Below are 14,810 nucleotides of genomic sequence, written 5' to 3'. Positions count from 1 at the left end.
CGGTGGTACCCACCGTCGTCTATGCCGACCGGTCGGTATGGACTTCAGGCCCGGATCCCGGTACAGATGGCCCATGCGTATCGCCGTCACGATCTTCCTCACGGACGAGACCATCACCCCCGTCCGCCTCGCCCGCGAACTCGAACAGCGTGGTTTCGCCGGGCTGTACCTGCCGGAACACACGCACATCCCGGCGGAGCGGACCACCCCGTACCCCGCCGGCGGTGACCTGCCCCCCGAGTACGGCCGCACCCTCGACCCCTTCGTCGCGCTCGGCCAGGCCGCCGCCGTGACCGAGCGCCTCGGCCTCGGCACCGGGATCACGCTGGTCGCCCAGCACGACCCGATCGACCTCGCCAAGCAGATCGCCACCCTGGACCATCTGTCCGGCGGCCGCTTCACCCTCGGCCTCGGCTACGGCTGGAACGTGGAGGAGGCCGCCGACCACGGCGTGACCTGGCGGACCCGGCGGGAGCTGGTGCGGGACCGGATGGCCCTCATGCGCGCGCTGTGGTCACCGGAGCCGACGGCCTACGCGGGGGAGTTCGGCAGCGTACGGGCCAGCCTCGCCCACCCCAAGCCGGCTCAGAAGCCGCGCGGACCGGTCGTCGGCCCCCGCACGCTCGTCGGCGGCACCGCCGGGCCGAGGCTGTTCGCGCACATCGCCGAGTACGCCGACGGCTGGCTGCCGATCGGCGGGCGCGGGCTCACCGAGTCACTGCCCGTGCTGCGCTCGGTGTGGGCGGACGCGGGACGCGACCCGGCCGCCCTCCAGGTCGTCCCGTACGCGGTCCAGGCCACCCCCGGCAAGCTCGCCCACTACGCGGACCTCGGCATCGAAGAGGTCGTGGTGCAACTGCCGCCCGGCGGGGAGACGGAGGTGCTGCGGGCGCTCGACGCCTACGGCGCCCTCCTGCCGGGCGGCACACCGCGGCCTTGATCAGCGCGATCGTATGCTCGGGGGATGACGACTTCCGCGACCTCCGGAACCGGCCCGACCGAGAACTCCATGCGTCGCGCCCTCAAACGTGCCCGGGACGGCGTCGCCCTCGACGTCACCGAGGCGGCGGTGCTCCTCCAGGCACGCGGTGAGGACCTGGCCGACCTCACCGCCTCCGCGGCCCGGGTGCGGGACGCGGGCCTGGAGGCGGCCGGCAGGCCCGGCGTCATCACGTACTCGAAGAGCGTCTTCATCCCCCTGACCCGGCTGTGCCGGGACAAGTGCCACTACTGCACGTTCGTCACCGTCCCCGGCAAGCTGCGCCGCGCCGGGCACGGGATGTTCATGTCCCCCGACGAGGTCCTGGACATCGCCCGCAAGGGCGCCGCCCTCGGCTGCAAGGAAGCCCTGATCACCCTCGGCGACAAGCCGGAGGACCGCTGGCCGGAGGCGCGCGAGTGGCTCGACGCGCACGGCTACGACGACACCATCGCCTACGTCCGCGCCGTCTCCATCCGCATCCTGGAGGAGACGGGCCTGCTGCCCCACCTCAACCCGGGCGTCATGACCTGGACGGACTTCCAGCGGCTGAAGCCGGTCGCGCCGAGCATGGGCATGATGCTGGAGACGACCGCCACCCGGCTCTGGTCCGAACCCGGCGGCCCGCACCACGGCTCCCCGGACAAGGAGCCGGCCGTCCGGCTGCGCGTCCTGGAGGACGCCGGCCGCTCCTCCGTGCCCTTCACCTCCGGCCTGCTCATCGGCATCGGCGAGACGTACGAGGAACGCGCGGAGTCGCTGTTCGCCCTGCGGAAGGTCTCCCGCGCCTACCACGGCATCCAGGAACTGATCATCCAGAACTTCCGCGCCAAGCCGGACACGGCGATGCGCGGCATGCCGGACGCCGAACTGGACGAGCTGGTCGCCACGGTGGCCGTCGCCCGGCACGTCATGGGCCCGAGCGCCTGCCTCCAGGCACCGCCGAACCTGGTCGACTCCGAGTACGAGCGGCTGATCGGCGCCGGTATCGACGACTGGGGCGGGGTGTCGCCCCTGACCATCGACCACGTCAACCCCGAGCGGCCCTGGCCGCAGATCGAGGAACTCACCGAGCGGTCCCGGACGGCCGGCTTCGAGCTGCGCGAACGCCTCTGCGTCTACCCGGAGTTCGTGCGGCGCGGCGAACCCTGGCTGGACCCGCGGCTGCGCCCGCACGTGTCCGCCCTCGCCGACCCGGTGACGGGCCTCGCCCTCCCGGACGCTCCGGTCGAGGGACGCCCCTGGCAGGAGCCGGATGAGGCGTTCGCCGCCTCGGGCCGCACCGATCTGCACGCCTCCATCGACACCGAGGGCCGCAGCGCCGACCGGCGCGCCGACTTCGACGAGGTGTACGGCGACTGGGAGGCCCTGCGCGAGGCGGCGGCCCCCGGCATGGCCCCGCAGCGCATCGACACCGACGTGCGCGAGGCGCTGCGCACGGCCGCCGACGACCCGACCCGGCTGACCGACGCCGAGGCCCTCGCCCTGCTGCACGCGGACGGTCCGGCGCTGGACGCGCTGTGCGGGGTGGCCGACGACGTGCGCAGGTCGGCGGTCGGCGACGACGTCACCTACATCGTCACCCGCAACATCAACTTCACCAACGTCTGTTACACCGGCTGCCGGTTCTGCGCCTTCGCGCAGCGCCGCACGGACGCCGACGCGTACACGCTCTCGCTGGAGCAGGTGGCGGACCGCGCCCGGCAGGCGTGGGACGTGGGCGCGGTCGAGGTGTGCATGCAGGGCGGCATCCACCCGGACCTGCCCGGGACGGCGTACTTCGACATCGCGAAGGCGGTGAAGGAGCGCGTCCCCGGCATGCACGTGCACGCCTTCTCCCCGATGGAGGTGGTGAACGGCGCGACCAGGACCGGGATGTCGATCAGGGAGTGGCTCTCCGCCGCCAAGGAAGCCGGTCTCGACTCCGTCCCCGGTACCGCGGCGGAGATCCTGGACGACGAGGTCCGCTGGGTGCTGACCAAGGGCAAGCTGCCCGCCGCCACCTGGATCGAGGTGATCAGGACCGCGCACGAGCTGGGCATCCGCTCGTCCTCCACGATGATGTACGGGCACGTGGACCAGCCCCGGCACTGGCTCGGCCATCTGCGCACGCTGGCCGGGATCCAGCGGGAGACGGGCGGCTTCACCGAGTTCGTGACCCTGCCCTTCATCCACACGAACGCGCCGGTGTACCTGGCCGGTATCGCGCGTCCCGGCCCGACCGTGCGGGACAACAGGGCGGTGACGGCGATGGCCCGCCTCCTCCTGCACCCCTGGATCCCCAACATTCAGACAAGCTGGGTCAAATTGGGCGCGGAGGGGGCCGCGGAGATGCTCCGCTCCGGCGCGAACGACCTCGGCGGGACGCTCATGGAGGAGACGATCTCCCGCATGGCGGGCTCCTCCTACGGCTCGTACAAGTCCATCCGCGACCTCGTCGCGGTGGCGGAGGCGGCCGGCCGCCCCGCGAAGCCGCGCACCACGCTGTACGGCGAGGTCCCCGAGGAGCGGCGCCGGGCGGCCGAGGCGTCCGACGGGCACCTGCCGGATCTGCTGCCGGTCCTGGACTGAGTACGATGATCCGACCCCCGATCCTGGACGGGGCCCCGTAGCGGAGGAGATGCGTCCCGTGGCTGCCCGACTGCCCTCGTGGGCCTGGGTCACCGGTCTGACGGTGGGGGCGACCGCGGTCGTCGTCGCCCTCGCCGTCCAGGCGGACCACGCGCCGCATCCCACGGCCGCCGTGACCAGGCCCGGCACGTCGGCGTCGGCGAGTCCGCACGTGTCCGCGTCAGCGGAGGCGCCGGCCGCGCCCGCCCTGCCGGACGCCTCCGGCGAGGGACGCCGGATCGTCTACTCACTGGCCGGGAAGCGGGTATGGCTCGTCGACGCGACCGGCAAGCCGGTCCGCACGTTCACGGTGTGGCCGGGCACGGTGGACCCGCAGCCCGGCCGCTACTCGATCACCCTGCGCACCCAGTCCCTCAAGGGCTCGGACGGCGTGGAGATCGAGCACGTCATGTACTTCACCAAGGTGTCCGGCGTGAACGTCGCCTTCTCCAACGCCCTGGACGGGTCCTCGCCGCCGCCGGCGAACGGCCAGAAGCTGGGCGGCATCCGCCTCCACAAGGAGGACGGAGCCGCGCTGTGGTCCTTCGGCGACCAGGGTACGAAGGTGGCGGTCGTCAACTAGCGTCCCGGCGGCCGGCGGGCAGCTGGTTGACGATCAACGCCACTCCGCTGAGCAGGAACACCCGGGTCGCCGCGTCCAGCCCGTTCCACGTCTTGGACTGCCACATGGCGAACCACTCCCCGCCGATCGCGATGAACCCGGCGCCGAAGAGGAGCAGGAGCATGAGCAGGCCGTAGGTGGCGAACCGCCGGGCCCGGTCGTGATCCCGCCGCGCCCACAGCCACGTACCCCAGATCAGTACGAGCGCCGCCGCCGTCTCCCAGGCGATGATCAGCACGTAGGCGGTGTCCTGGAGCGCGGTGCTGGTGATCGCGCGCCACATCAGGTCGTCGTCCTTGAACGTCGTGTCCATCGCCAGGACATGCCGGACGAACTGTTGGTTCGTCTCGAAGTCGGTGATGTTCCCCAGGGCGACGAGGGCGATGTAGAGGGCGAGTATGCCGGTGAGCACGCCGGCGGCAAGCCGGAGGCCGGTGGGGCGGGTGGGGGTGGTGGTCATGGCTGGATTCTCCCCTGTCGCAGACCGGGTTAGCGCGTGGCCATTGCGCCAGAATGAAGAAGCGGGCATTGGGGGAAGGACGGACGGATGGCGCAGGCACGACCGTCGATGCAGGAGCTGATCGGACGCCGCCGACGGGCGGGTTTTGCCGGCCGCGGCGGCGAACGGGCGGCGTTTCGCGTCAACTTGGCCCTTTCTCCCGAGGACGAACGCCACCGGTTCCTCTTCCACGTCCATGGCAACGCGGGTGTCGGAAAAACGTTCTTGATCAGAAAGCTGGAGCAGATCGCGCGCGAACGCGGGGCGCTGACGGCGTACGTCGACGAGAGCGTGGGGAGCGTGCCCGAGGCGATGGCGGCACTCGGCCGCCAACTCGCCCAGCAGGGCCACCGTATGAAGAAACTGGAGGAGGCGCTCGTCGCCCACCGGGAGCGGCGGCACGAGGCGGAGGCCGAGGTGGCGACCCTGGAGCCGGCGCCCGAGGGCCCGTCCCCCTGACGACGACGGCGGTACGGCTGGGCATGGCGGGCGTGGGCGCACTGGTCCCCGGCGCCGGCGCCTTCGTGGGAGCGGTGGACGCCGGCCAACTGGCGCAGGGAGCCGCCCGTTGAGGGCGCGCCTCAGTGCACGCTTCCGCGACCAGGAGGATGTGCAGCTGGTGCTGTCTCCCGAGCGGGTGCTGACTCCGAAGCTGCTGGACGAGTTGGCCGCGGTCACCTCCTCGGTTCCCTGGCTGGTCCTGCTGTTCGACACGTACGAGCGCACCGGTCCGCTGCTCGACGGCTGGCTGCACGAGCTGATGACCACCGACCGCTACGGCGTCATGCCCGTCAACGTCATCGTCGTCACCGCCGGTCAGCGCTCCTTCGACACCGCCCGCTGGGGCGGATTCGCGGACTTCATGACCGACCTGCCGCTCGGCCCGTTCACGGAGGCGGAGGCGCGGGGACTGCTGGCGGACCGGGGCGTGGTGGCGGAGCCGGTGGTGGAGGAGGTGCTCCGCCTCACCGGCGGCCTGCCCGTCCTCGTCTAGACCCTCGCCGAGGCCCGCCCGGCCGACCCGGACGACGTGGGCGACCCGAGCGCCACGGCGGTGGAACGCTTCCTGAAGTGGGAGCCCGATCCGGTACGGCGGTCGGTGGCCCTGGCGTGCGCGCTGCCCCGGCGACTGGACGCCGACGTGTTCCGGGCGGTGGTGGAGTGCGAGGAGGGCGAAGCCGACGCCCTGTACGACTGGCTGGGGGGGATGCCGTTCGTCAGTGAGCGGGGCGACCGGGTGCAGTACCACGAGGTCGTACGGGCGCCGATGCTGCGGTTGCAGCGCAGGCGGTCGCCTCGGGGGTGGGCGGAACGGCACGGGCGTCTGGCGGAGGTGTTCGGGCGGTGGCGGTCGGAACGCCGGGCGGGACTGAGCGACCCCTGGGCGGACGAGAGGTGGCGGGAGCTGCGGCTGGCGGAGGCGTATCACCGAGTGTGCGCGGGGGAGGGTGCCGCACTGCAGTTGGTTCTCGGGATCGTGGTGCGGGCCTGTCAGTGCGGCGGTGAGGAGGCCCGCCGCTGGGCCACCATGCTTGTGGAAGCGGGAGCGGACACCCAGGCGGAGGCTGTGTCCCGCTGGGGCCGGGACCTGTTGCACGCGCTCCAGACCTCGGCCGCCGCGAACGCCTTGGCGCTGCTGATCGAACGGGCCACGCTCGACACCGCCACGCGGGCCCTCGCGCACGCCCTCCGGGGAAACGTCTTCCGGGTCGCCGAGGAGCATGAGCGGGCGATCGCCGACTACGACGGGGCGATCGCCCTCGACGCCGGGCTGGCTCGTGCGCACCACGGCCGCGGTGTCGCACGAGCCGGGCTCGGCGACTACGAAGGGGCGGTCGCGGACTTGGATCGCGCTCTTGCCCTGGACCCCGACAATGCCGCCCGTCACCTGGCTGCCCGCGGCGACTACCACCGCTTGTGCAAGCGCTATGAAACCGCCCTGCGGGATCTGGCCCGCGCGATCGAACTCGACCCGACGCTGCGGAGCGCCTGGGCCTCCCGGGGAGCCGTCCACCGCACGACCGGCCACCATGACCTCGCGCTGGCGGACCTGAACCGGGCATTGGAGATCGACCCGGACTTCGTCTGGGCTCTGGTCGTCCGGGCCCGGATACGACGGTCACGTGGCGAACGCGAGCTCCAGCTCGCCGATCTGGACCGCGCCGTGACCCTCGCCCCAGAGGCACCCTGGGTGTTGTGTGAACGGGGCGACGCGCTCAGCGCCGCGGACCGTGAGGAAGAGGCGCTCGCCGACTACCGGAAGGCCATCGAGCTGAAACCTGGTTACGCCTCCGCGTACGCCAGCCGGGGTGCCCTGCACGGCAAGCACGGCCGCGACGAGGAGGCGCTCGCGGACCTCGATCACGCACTGGACCTCGTGCCGGACTACGCCTGGGCCCTGGTGCACCGCTCCAAGGCCCACCGCCACCGGCGCGCGTACAACAAGGCGCTCGCCGACGCCTACCGCGCGGCGGAGCTGGGCCCCGTTGGCGCCTGGGTCCTGGCGAACAAGATCGAGACGGACCTCGGCGTCGGCCGGCTGGAGCGGGCCCGCTCGGACCTGGAGCGGTACCACTCGCTGGACGGGGATACGGAATGGGCCCGTCGCCAGTCGGTCACCGTGCACCTCCTGAGCGGCCGGCTGGGGGAGGCACTCGCCGAGGCGGATACGGCTGCGACGCGATGCGCCGTACACCTGCGCATGCGGAACTGGCGCCTGGCCAAGACTGGCCGCGCCTGGACGCATGGCTCCACCGTGGGCTCACCGGATACGACGAGCTGGCGACCCTGGCCGACTGTCTCCGCATCCTCCTGCACAGCCCCGGCGCCGACCGGTCCAGGCTCGCACCCCGCCTGGCGAGGGCGATCGCGGCCCGTGACGAGATGCGGGCGCGCTACGCGGAGTGAGCGGCGAAGTCCAGGAACTCGGTCCAGGTGGTGCCGCTGACGGCGAGTTGGGCGCCGTTCATGTCTTTGGAGTCGCGGATGTGGATGGTGGCGGGGGTTATGGCTACTTCGACGCAGTCGGGGCCGTCAGCGCTGCTGTAGCTGCTCTTGAACCACGTCAGCCTGGAGGTGGTCATGCTTCGTCTCCCAGCACTTTCTCGATGAACGCCATCGACTCCCGGGGCGAGAGAGCCTGTGCTCGGATCATTCCATAGCGCATATCGAGGATCTGTACTTCCCGAGGGTCGCTGATCACACGGCTGTGCAACTGGACTTCCAAGTGTCCCAGGGTCTTGCCGTTCCGGAGTTTCAGCAGACGGATGGGCCCGCTCAGCCCGGCGTGATCCTGTCGGTCCGTAGGCATCACTTGGATCTCCACATGTGGCAATCGGCCGACCTCCAGGAGGTGTTCGAGCTGCCGACGCAGAACCTCTCTACCGCCGACGGGCCTTCGCAGGGTCACCTCCTCCTGAACGAACGTGATCAGCGGGCGCGGCACCCTGTCGAAGACGGACTTCCGTGCCATCCGTGCTGCGACGAGCCGTTCGACTTCGTCTTCTGTGTATGCCGGACGCCGCAGCGTGTACACGGCCTGGGCATACTCAGCCGTCTGCAACAAACCATGGATGTGAGAGCTGACGTAAGCCCCCATCTCAATGGCCTCGTCCTCCAGCTTCGCCAGATCCCGAACGTTCTTCGGATACCGGGCCTTCTCCACGTCCTCTTTCATTACGGCCAACTTGCCGCCTGCGCCCAGCACTTCATCGGCCTTGCCGAGAAAGTCGGGCTTGGGGAGCCGACGCCCGCGCTCCACCGAGGAGACCATCTCCTCGCTGTACCCGATCCGTGCCCCCAGCTCTCCCTGCTTCAGCCCGGCGGCCTCCCGCCATGCCTTGATCTGCCGCCCGACCGTCCTGAGTACGGCCTCGGCCTCCTCGTCCTCCACCTTCGTCCCTCCCGCCGTACGTGCCGTACGACCACGCAACACGCCCGGACAGTCACGCTCCGTACCGTGGTCGTCGCTGTTCAGAGTAGGGACGGACGGCCACGCTGGGTGACATGAATCAGAAATCCCGCCTCAGGATCCAGCTGTCGGCCACCCGCAGAGGCGCCCGGCTCGCCCGCCTCCTCACCGAGCGCCAACTGGACGAGTGGGGCGTGCCCTTCGAGGAGGCGGCGCAGGTGGTGGCGGAGCTGGCCGCCAACGCCGTACTGCACGGGCGGGTGCGCGGGAGGGACTTCCGGCTGGCGCTCGCGCTGCATGACGACGGCACGCTCCGTATCGAGGTGACCGACGCCCGGGGCGACCGGATCCCGGGTCTCCCCGACCCGGTGGCCGAGGACGCGGAGACGGGGCGGGGTCTGCGGATCGTGTCGGCGTATGCGGACCGCTGGGGTGTGACGGAGGCGGCGGCCGGCGCCAAGATCGTCTGGGTGGAACTCGTACCGGGTCGCGGTGGGCCATGACCCGGGGGCGCCCGACCCCAAAAGACCAAAGAACCGGGGAAAGAACCCAACCCACCCCCACCGCCCCCGTGGCTCACTCGCCGGAGTGAATATGCCGAACGCAACTGGCGCGGCAGGGCAGTTGTGGTGCAACGTCACCCAAGGCACACAAGTCCACACATGCATCGGCCCCCGCCGGGACTGCCATCCCAGTGCGAGGGCCTGATCACCAAGGAAACAGACCTTCCCGATGACTGACAAGAAGCGTAACGCGCCCGCGGGCCGGAAGACCCGGCATTCCTCAGGCGTCACCCACGTGAACGAACCTCACCACGACAACTTCACCGTGGTCGGCAACCACCTCGCCCAGCACCCCGAGCTGTCCCTGGTGGCCATCGGCCTGGCGCTGCACATCCAGTCGTTGCCGGAGGGCACACCGATCGGCATCAAGGCGCTGGCGGAGAAGTTCCCCGAGGGCGAGATCCGGATCGCGGCGGCCCTCCGCGAGCTGGAGGAACACGGATACCTCGCGCGCCCCAGGGAGCGTCTTCAATCGGGACAAGTGACGACCCGGACGATCTCGTACAACAAGCCGAGGCTCGCGGTGCGCGCGGCTGCCCCGGTACCGGAGCCCGCGTCTGCGGCGCGGCCGAAAACTCCCGCATCACCCCGGGGGGCCGCTGATCTGCTCGCCGGGCTGCGCGGTCATGACTCCCGGCTGCTCCTCACCGAACGGGACGTGCACCGTCTGGCCCCGCTTGTCACCCAGTGGCTGGAACGGGGCGTGCCCCCCACCGCCGTGGTCCGCAGCCTGACGACCGACCTGCCCCAGGACCCGATCAAGCACCCGGCCGCCTTCCTGGCTCACCGCCTGTCCGCGCAGCTGCCCCCGCCCCTGCCCGCCCCGCCTCCGAGCGTCGCCGCGCCCCGCCCGGCCCCCCTCCAGACCTGCGACGGCTGCGAACGCGCCTTCCGCGCCCCGCAGCCGGGCCGGTGCCGCGACTGCCGTTCGGCCCCGGTGGCGGCATAAGCCCGAACGCGGGTCTAGTCGAGGTTCACCGGGCCGTCGTTCGGCTTCTTGTCCCGGCTCGCGTGCAACTCGAGCAGACCGTTGCCCTTGTTCTCCTCGATGCGGTGGCCGTCGGAGTCCTGGCCGTTCAGGTTCTGCCGGACCGAGTCGAGGATCGTCAGACCCTGGGACACCAGTCCGGCGGCGATCTCGCCGAGGCCGTCCGCGCCGTTCAGGACGTTGACGTTGGCGCCGGCGAGGCCGCCGGCGGCCTCCTTCACGATCTGCGGGAGCTGGTCGATCAGCATCCGGTCGAGCGCCACCCGGTCGTACGAGGCCGCCGCCTCCGCCTGGATCTTCATTCGCTGAGCCTCGGCGGCGGCGAGGATCCTGACCCGCTCGGCCTCGGCCTCGGCGGGCTTCACGACCTCGGCGACCAACTGCTGCTGGCGCAGCTTCGCCTGGCGCTGGGCCAGTTCCGTCTGGACGGCGAGCACCTCCTGCTGGGCGTGCGCCTGCGCCAGCGGTCCGGCCTGCGCGGCCTGGGCCTGGGCGCGGTCCACCTCGGCCGAGTACTCGGCCTTGACGATGGCGGTCTGCCGGGCGTACTCGGCCTGCTTGCGGGCCGCCGCCTGCTCCGCCTCGGCCGAGGCCTGGGTGGCCTGCGCCTGGGCGATCTGCGCCTGCCGCTGGATCGCTGCCTTGTGCGGCGCGGACATCGCGTCGATGTAGCCGGTGTCGCCGTCGTCGATCGACTGGATCTGCAGCGAGTCCACGATCAGGCCGATCTTGGCCATCTCGGTCTTGGAGGTGTCCAGGACCTCCGCGGCGAGCTTCTGCCGCTCGGTGACGATCTCCTCGACCGTCATCGAGCCGATGATCGCCCGTAGGTGACCGGCGAAGATCCGGCCGGTGAGCACCGACATCTGCTCCTGGTCCGAGAGGAACCGCTGGCCCGCGTTGATGATGCTCTCGTGGTCGTTCCCGACCTTGAAGGCAATGACCGCGCGGACGTGCAGCGAGATGCCCTGGCGGGTCACACATGTCTCGGTGACCTCGGCCTCGCACATCGACAGGGTGAGGAACCGGACCTTTCTGAAGACCGGGAGCACGAACTTGCCGTGCCCCGTCACCACTCGGAACGGCGCGCCCCCCAGTCCCCGCCGGCCCCCTGAGATCAACATCGCCTCGTCGGGAGCGGGAACGCGGTATCCGAACATGCTTGTACTCCTCAGCCGGCGCCGGCGGAATCACCGCCGAGCGCGTCCAGTGGATCCACCCACTCGATGACGCCGACTTCGCGGCATCCCCGTGATTCGATCACGAGCACCGTCGCGCCCGTCGGCAGGGGCTCCTCCGACCATGCGAGGAAGGTTTCGGAACCGCCTCTGACCCGCACGAGAATCTCGCCGGGGCCCGCCGGACCGCGAGTTCCGATGAGTACCTTCCCCATGCAGCCGATCACGGCCTCGTCCTGCGGCATCACCGGCCGTCCTCCTCGTCCTGGCCCCAGAATTCAGACGATAGTCCCAGTCGGGCCGGGTACCCAACGGACCGAGGCGGTCGAACGGCGTACGACCCCGTCCCGCTCAGCGCCCCACCGCCTCCCCCGTCACCACCGGCCGCACCTTGGCCAGCATCAGGTCCAGAAACCGGTCCGGGTGCCGGAAGGACGCGAAGTGGCTCGCCCCCTGGATGAGGGCGAAGTCCTTGACGGGGGCCGTGACCTCCTCGTAGAAGCGGCGGGCCGGCTCCGGCGGGGTGAGGACGTCGCTGCCGCCCTGGAAGACGAAGAAGGGAAGACGGAAGGTGGTGCCCTCGGCCCGTTCGTCGATCGTCATCGCCTGGGGGCCCAGCCGCTCCGAGAAGGTCATGCCCTTCAGGTAACTCCGCAGACCGCGCAGGTCGTGCAGGGGGGAGAACCACAGGGAGCGGATGACGACGGTCTTCATCGTGTCGTAGGTCAGCGGGTCGGTCGTGACCACGGTCTTCGCGTACTCCGACCACTCGTGTGCCGACCAGGCGGCGCGGTCCGGCCCCATCGCGGCCACCTTCGCCCGCTCCTTGTTCTTGCCGGCCTTCTCCAGCCGGGCGAGCAGCGCCTCGTAGGAAGTGGTGTCCCGGCCGCCGTCGATGATGTTCTGGTCCGTGCCGACGTACGCCGAGTACAGCTCGGGGTGGTTGCGGGCCAGCCGCAGACCGGTGACGGTGCCGAAACTGTTGGCGACCAGGAGGAGCCGGGGGACGCCGAGGCGGGCGCGGACGTGGGCCGTCACCTCCAGGGCGTCCTGGTAGAGGCGGTCGAGGGTCATCTCGCCCTGGCCCTCCGGGCCGCCCGCGCCGAAGGTCCGGCCCGCGCCGCGCATGTCCCAGCGGACGATCGTGAAGTGCCGCTCCCAGGAGCGGGTGCGCGGGGTGAAGATGAGGTTGGAGGCGCCGGGGCCGCCGTGGATCTCCAGGATCACGGGGTTCGCCAGGTCCTCGCCGCGGATCGAGATCCACTGGTCGATGCCACCGATGCGGACGTACGAGGACTCGTCGATGCCGTTCGGGGTGGTGATGCGCAGGTTCTTCGCGTGGGTGCGGCGCTTGAGTGCCCGATAGGTGAGCAGCACGGTGTTCCCCCTAAACTGTTTATATCGTCAGCAGTTGTGCTTACGGTATATACAGTTGGTGGGCGGAGTCAACGGGCTTCGCCGAGGCGGAGTGGAGTGGAGGGGCGCCGCATGGCAGGGCGTGGCAGGGAACAGGACAAGAGCCGTGATCCGCGGGCGAGCCTCGCGCTGCTGTGGGGCGAGCAGGAGCAGCCCACCCGCGGCCCCAAGCCGAAGCTGACCCCGCGGCGCATCGCCGCGGCCGCCGCCGAACTGGCCGACACGGAGGGGCTGGACGCCGTGTCCATGAACAAGGTCGCCGGCGGGTTCGGGGTCTCGGCCATGGCGCTGTACCGGTACGTCCCCGGCAAGACCGAACTCGTCGAGCTGATGGTGGAGTCCGTGCTGGCCGAGGGCCCGGATCTGTCCGCGGTGCCGGACGGGGACTGGCGCGCGGCCGTGCGGGAGTGGACGCGGCAGTGCGCGCGTGTCTACGCCGCCCACCCGTGGCTGCTCGGCGCCACCGCCATGCGCCGGCAGATCATGGGTCCGTGTCAGCTGCGCTGGCTGGACGCGGCCCTCGCCGCACTGGAACCCACCGGTCTCGGCGGTGCCCAGCGCCACCAGGTCTTCCTGCTCCTGATCGGACTCGTCCGCAACCTCGCCCAGCAGTGCAGCGACCACGAGGAGGAGCGGGAGGCGGAGTGGGACCGGCTCGCCGGTGAACTGCTCGCCCGGCACGCCGACCGCTTCCCCGCCCTCGCCAAGGCTGTCGCCGAGGGTGCCTTCGAGCCGCACGGCACCGATCCGCTCGAGTTCGGGCTCGACCGGATCCTGGACGGGGTCGAAGCGCTCGTCGCCGCTCAGGAAGGCGCTGGGCGGGAATGACCCGAGGGGGCCGGTTTGCCCCACTGAACGGGCCGTTCCCGTTCGATTACAGTGCTGAGCGTCGTACTGGCGGGCGGTGCCGTAGGGAGGTCTGGTGGGTGCGACGTCCGGTGCCCTGTGGGGCCGTGCCGAGCAGCAGGACTTCCGTAGCCGGGTGCGCGGCACCCTGCTCGGGGCCGCCGTGGGTGACGCGCTGGGCGGGCCCGCCGACGCCCTGTCCCTGGAGGAGATCCGGGCCGCGTACGGCGGCGAGGGACTGCTGGACCTGGCCTTCGGCCACGGCCGGCGCGGCACGGTCACCCACCACACCCAGCTGACCCTGTTCACCGTGGACGGGCTGATACGCGCCCAGGTGCGCCGTGACACCGGCGCCTGGCATCCGCCGACCGATCTGCACCGGGCATATCTGCGCTGGGCGGCCACCCAGCGGGACTGGGGACCCGACGAGCGCCGCAAGGACGACGGGTGGCTGGCCCGTGAGGAGTGGCTGTACGCCCGCCGGGACCCGTCCCGGGCGCTGCTCATCGGGTTCGGCGACGAGACCATGGGCACGTTGGAGACGCCGAAGAACCCGGGGGAGCTGGGCCCGGAGGCGGTCGCCCGCTCGGCGCCCTTCGGCCTGCTGGTCGGCTGGGAGCCGCAGCTCGTGGTCCAGCTCGCGGTGGAGTGCGCGGCCCAGACCCACGGCCACCCCATCGCCTACCTGTCGGCGGGCGCGTACGCCGTGATCGTGCACGCCCTGGCCCGGGGCGACAGCCTGGACGGCGCCGTGCAGCGGGCGCTCGCCCTGCTCGCCGCCCGCCCCGGCCACCAGCCGGTCTCCGACGCCCTCCAGCACGCCCTCGGTGCCGTGCGGCAGGGGATGCCCACTCCGGCCCGGGTGGAGGAGCTGGCCGGCGACGGCACGGCGGACGGGCTGCTGGCCGCGTCCGTGTACTGCGCGCTGGTGGGTGAGGACGTTCGGCACGGACTGTGCCTGGCGGTGAACCAGAGCGGCCCCTCCGCCGCCGCGGGCGCCCTCACCGGCGGTCTGCTGGGCGCCCTGCACGGCGAGACGGCCCTCCCGCCGGCCTGGCTGGTCGAACTGGAGGGCCGTCCCACGGCGCTGGAACTCGCCGACGATTTCGCGATGGAGATGACCCAGGGGCCGGCGCTGCACGGTCCCGCCGGGTCGTCGCCGGGCTGGCTGGCGCGGTATCCGCGGGCGTGAGGGGGGC

The 14,810-nt window shown here is 71.2% G+C and carries 16 protein-coding genes; 10 read left to right on the top strand and 6 right to left on the bottom strand.

The genetic code is table 11. From position 1 onward, the window contains the following. The first annotated feature begins 73 nt into the window (after positions 1-73). Genes ACIGYR_RS31030 through ACIGYR_RS31020 form a run of 3 tightly spaced genes read left to right on the top strand, consistent with a single transcriptional unit; the run spans position 74 to position 4,172 of the window. The gene (locus ACIGYR_RS31030) at positions 74-940 is read left to right on the top strand and encodes an LLM class F420-dependent oxidoreductase (protein WP_399606275.1); all 867 of its coding nucleotides are present in this window, start codon (positions 74-76) and stop codon (positions 938-940) included. 24 nt (positions 941-964) lie between these two features. Next, positions 965-3,550, top strand: a complete 2,586-nt coding sequence (locus ACIGYR_RS31025) for a bifunctional FO biosynthesis protein CofGH (RefSeq protein WP_399606278.1) — start codon at positions 965-967, stop codon at positions 3,548-3,550. Positions 3,551-3,608: 58 nt separating this feature from the next. Beyond that, positions 3,609-4,172, top strand: coding sequence for a hypothetical protein (locus ACIGYR_RS31020; RefSeq protein ID WP_391846791.1), 564 nt, complete (start codon positions 3,609-3,611; stop codon positions 4,170-4,172). Here ACIGYR_RS31020 and ACIGYR_RS31015 read toward each other — a convergent pair. After that, on the bottom strand, positions 4,165-4,671 hold the full coding sequence (locus ACIGYR_RS31015; RefSeq protein ID WP_391846793.1) for a DUF2165 domain-containing protein: 507 nt from the start codon (positions 4,669-4,671) through the stop codon (positions 4,165-4,167). The two genes, ACIGYR_RS31020 and ACIGYR_RS31015, sit on opposite strands and share 8 nt — an antisense overlap. An 87-nt stretch (positions 4,672-4,758) precedes the next feature. Between ACIGYR_RS31015 and ACIGYR_RS31010 the strand changes: the two genes are divergently transcribed. The 3 genes from ACIGYR_RS31010 (at position 4,759) to ACIGYR_RS31000 (ending at position 7,657) form a co-directional block, all read left to right on the top strand. After that, positions 4,759-5,169 carry a hypothetical protein gene (locus ACIGYR_RS31010; RefSeq protein WP_399606280.1) on the top strand — a complete coding sequence of 137 codons (411 nt, stop codon included), beginning with the start codon at positions 4,759-4,761 and terminating at the stop codon, positions 5,167-5,169. A 109-nt stretch (positions 5,170-5,278) separates the two neighbouring features. Then, on the top strand, positions 5,279-5,704 hold the full coding sequence (locus ACIGYR_RS31005) for a hypothetical protein (RefSeq protein ID WP_399606282.1): 426 nt from the start codon (positions 5,279-5,281) through the stop codon (positions 5,702-5,704). Positions 5,705-5,740: 36 nt separating this feature from the next. Continuing rightward, on the top strand, positions 5,741-7,657 hold the full coding sequence (locus tag ACIGYR_RS31000) for a tetratricopeptide repeat protein (RefSeq protein WP_399606284.1): 1,917 nt from the start codon (positions 5,741-5,743) through the stop codon (positions 7,655-7,657). On the opposite strand, the gene ACIGYR_RS30995 is transcribed toward ACIGYR_RS31000, so the two are convergent. Together ACIGYR_RS30995 and ACIGYR_RS30990 are read right to left on the bottom strand one after the other, a co-directional pair. After that, positions 7,605-7,793, bottom strand: a complete 189-nt coding sequence (locus ACIGYR_RS30995) for a DUF397 domain-containing protein (RefSeq protein WP_399606286.1) — start codon at positions 7,791-7,793, stop codon at positions 7,605-7,607. The two genes, ACIGYR_RS31000 and ACIGYR_RS30995, sit on opposite strands and share 53 nt — an antisense overlap. Continuing rightward, entirely contained in the window at positions 7,790-8,602 is an 813-nt protein-coding gene (locus tag ACIGYR_RS30990) for a Scr1 family TA system antitoxin-like transcriptional regulator (protein ID WP_399606288.1), read from the bottom strand. Before ACIGYR_RS30990 ends, ACIGYR_RS30995 begins: the two co-directional genes overlap by 4 nt. 113 nt (positions 8,603-8,715) lie before the next feature. Between ACIGYR_RS30990 and ACIGYR_RS30985 the strand changes: the two genes are divergently transcribed. After that, positions 8,716-9,123 carry an ATP-binding protein gene (locus ACIGYR_RS30985; RefSeq protein WP_399606290.1) on the top strand — a complete coding sequence of 136 codons (408 nt, stop codon included), beginning with the start codon at positions 8,716-8,718 and terminating at the stop codon, positions 9,121-9,123. A gap of 229 nt (positions 9,124-9,352) precedes the next feature. After that, entirely contained in the window at positions 9,353-10,132 is a 780-nt protein-coding gene (locus tag ACIGYR_RS30980; protein ID WP_399606293.1) for a helix-turn-helix domain-containing protein, read from the top strand. Between the two features lie 14 nt (positions 10,133-10,146). On the opposite strand, the gene ACIGYR_RS30975 is transcribed toward ACIGYR_RS30980, so the two are convergent. The 3 genes from ACIGYR_RS30975 to ACIGYR_RS30965 form a co-directional block, all read right to left on the bottom strand. Next, positions 10,147-11,331, bottom strand: a complete 1,185-nt coding sequence (locus ACIGYR_RS30975; RefSeq protein ID WP_399606296.1) for an SPFH domain-containing protein — start codon at positions 11,329-11,331, stop codon at positions 10,147-10,149. An 11-nt stretch (positions 11,332-11,342) separates the two neighbouring features. After that, a complete protein-coding gene (locus tag ACIGYR_RS30970; RefSeq protein WP_391846805.1) occupies positions 11,343-11,594 on the bottom strand; it encodes a hypothetical protein in 252 nt (83 codons plus the stop codon). Positions 11,595-11,700: 106 nt separating this feature from the next. Next, positions 11,701-12,726, bottom strand: coding sequence for an alpha/beta fold hydrolase (locus ACIGYR_RS30965; RefSeq protein ID WP_399606299.1), 1,026 nt, complete (start codon positions 12,724-12,726; stop codon positions 11,701-11,703). Positions 12,727-12,837: 111 nt separating this feature from the next. On the opposite strand from ACIGYR_RS30965, the gene ACIGYR_RS30960 reads away from it, so the two are divergent. Together ACIGYR_RS30960 and ACIGYR_RS30955 are read left to right on the top strand one after the other, a co-directional pair. Further along, positions 12,838-13,593 carry a TetR/AcrR family transcriptional regulator gene (locus ACIGYR_RS30960; protein WP_399606302.1) on the top strand — a complete coding sequence of 252 codons (756 nt, stop codon included), beginning with the start codon at positions 12,838-12,840 and terminating at the stop codon, positions 13,591-13,593. A 94-nt stretch (positions 13,594-13,687) separates the two neighbouring features. Continuing rightward, positions 13,688-14,803 (top strand): ADP-ribosylglycohydrolase family protein, encoded by a 1,116-nt coding sequence (locus ACIGYR_RS30955; protein WP_399606305.1) that lies wholly within the window; start codon positions 13,688-13,690, stop codon positions 14,801-14,803. Positions 14,804-14,810: the final 7 nt, after the last annotated feature.

The sequence above is a fragment of the Streptomyces sp. NPDC053076 genome (genome assembly GCF_044546845.1).
In the GTDB taxonomy this organism is placed as follows: Bacteria; Actinomycetota; Actinomycetes; order Streptomycetales; family Streptomycetaceae; genus Streptomyces.
The sequence above is the reverse complement of the archived record's forward strand: the minus strand, read 5'-3'. Positions and strand labels throughout refer to the sequence as shown.

Bases quoted from the DNA above. Each gene is read 5' to 3' on its own strand.
- ACIGYR_RS31030 (WP_399606275.1), top strand. From the start codon at position 74: ATGCGTATCGCCGTCACGATCTTCCTCACGGACGAGACCATCACCCCC.
- ACIGYR_RS31025 (WP_399606278.1), top strand. From the start codon at position 965: ATGACGACTTCCGCGACCTCCGGAACCGGCCCGACCGAGAACTCCATG.
- ACIGYR_RS31015 (WP_391846793.1), bottom strand. From the start codon at position 4,671: ATGACCACCACCCCCACCCGCCCCACCGGCCTCCGGCTTGCCGCCGGC.
- ACIGYR_RS31010 (WP_399606280.1), top strand. From the start codon at position 4,759: ATGGCGCAGGCACGACCGTCGATGCAGGAGCTGATCGGACGCCGCCGA.
- ACIGYR_RS30995 (WP_399606286.1), bottom strand. From the start codon at position 7,793: ATGACCACCTCCAGGCTGACGTGGTTCAAGAGCAGCTACAGCAGCGCT.
- ACIGYR_RS30985 (WP_399606290.1), top strand. From the start codon at position 8,716: ATGAATCAGAAATCCCGCCTCAGGATCCAGCTGTCGGCCACCCGCAGA.
- ACIGYR_RS30980 (WP_399606293.1), top strand. From the start codon at position 9,353: ATGACTGACAAGAAGCGTAACGCGCCCGCGGGCCGGAAGACCCGGCAT.
- ACIGYR_RS30975 (WP_399606296.1), bottom strand. From the start codon at position 11,331: ATGTTCGGATACCGCGTTCCCGCTCCCGACGAGGCGATGTTGATCTCA.
- ACIGYR_RS30970 (WP_391846805.1), bottom strand. From the start codon at position 11,594: ATGCCGCAGGACGAGGCCGTGATCGGCTGCATGGGGAAGGTACTCATC.
- ACIGYR_RS30960 (WP_399606302.1), top strand. From the start codon at position 12,838: ATGGCAGGGCGTGGCAGGGAACAGGACAAGAGCCGTGATCCGCGGGCG.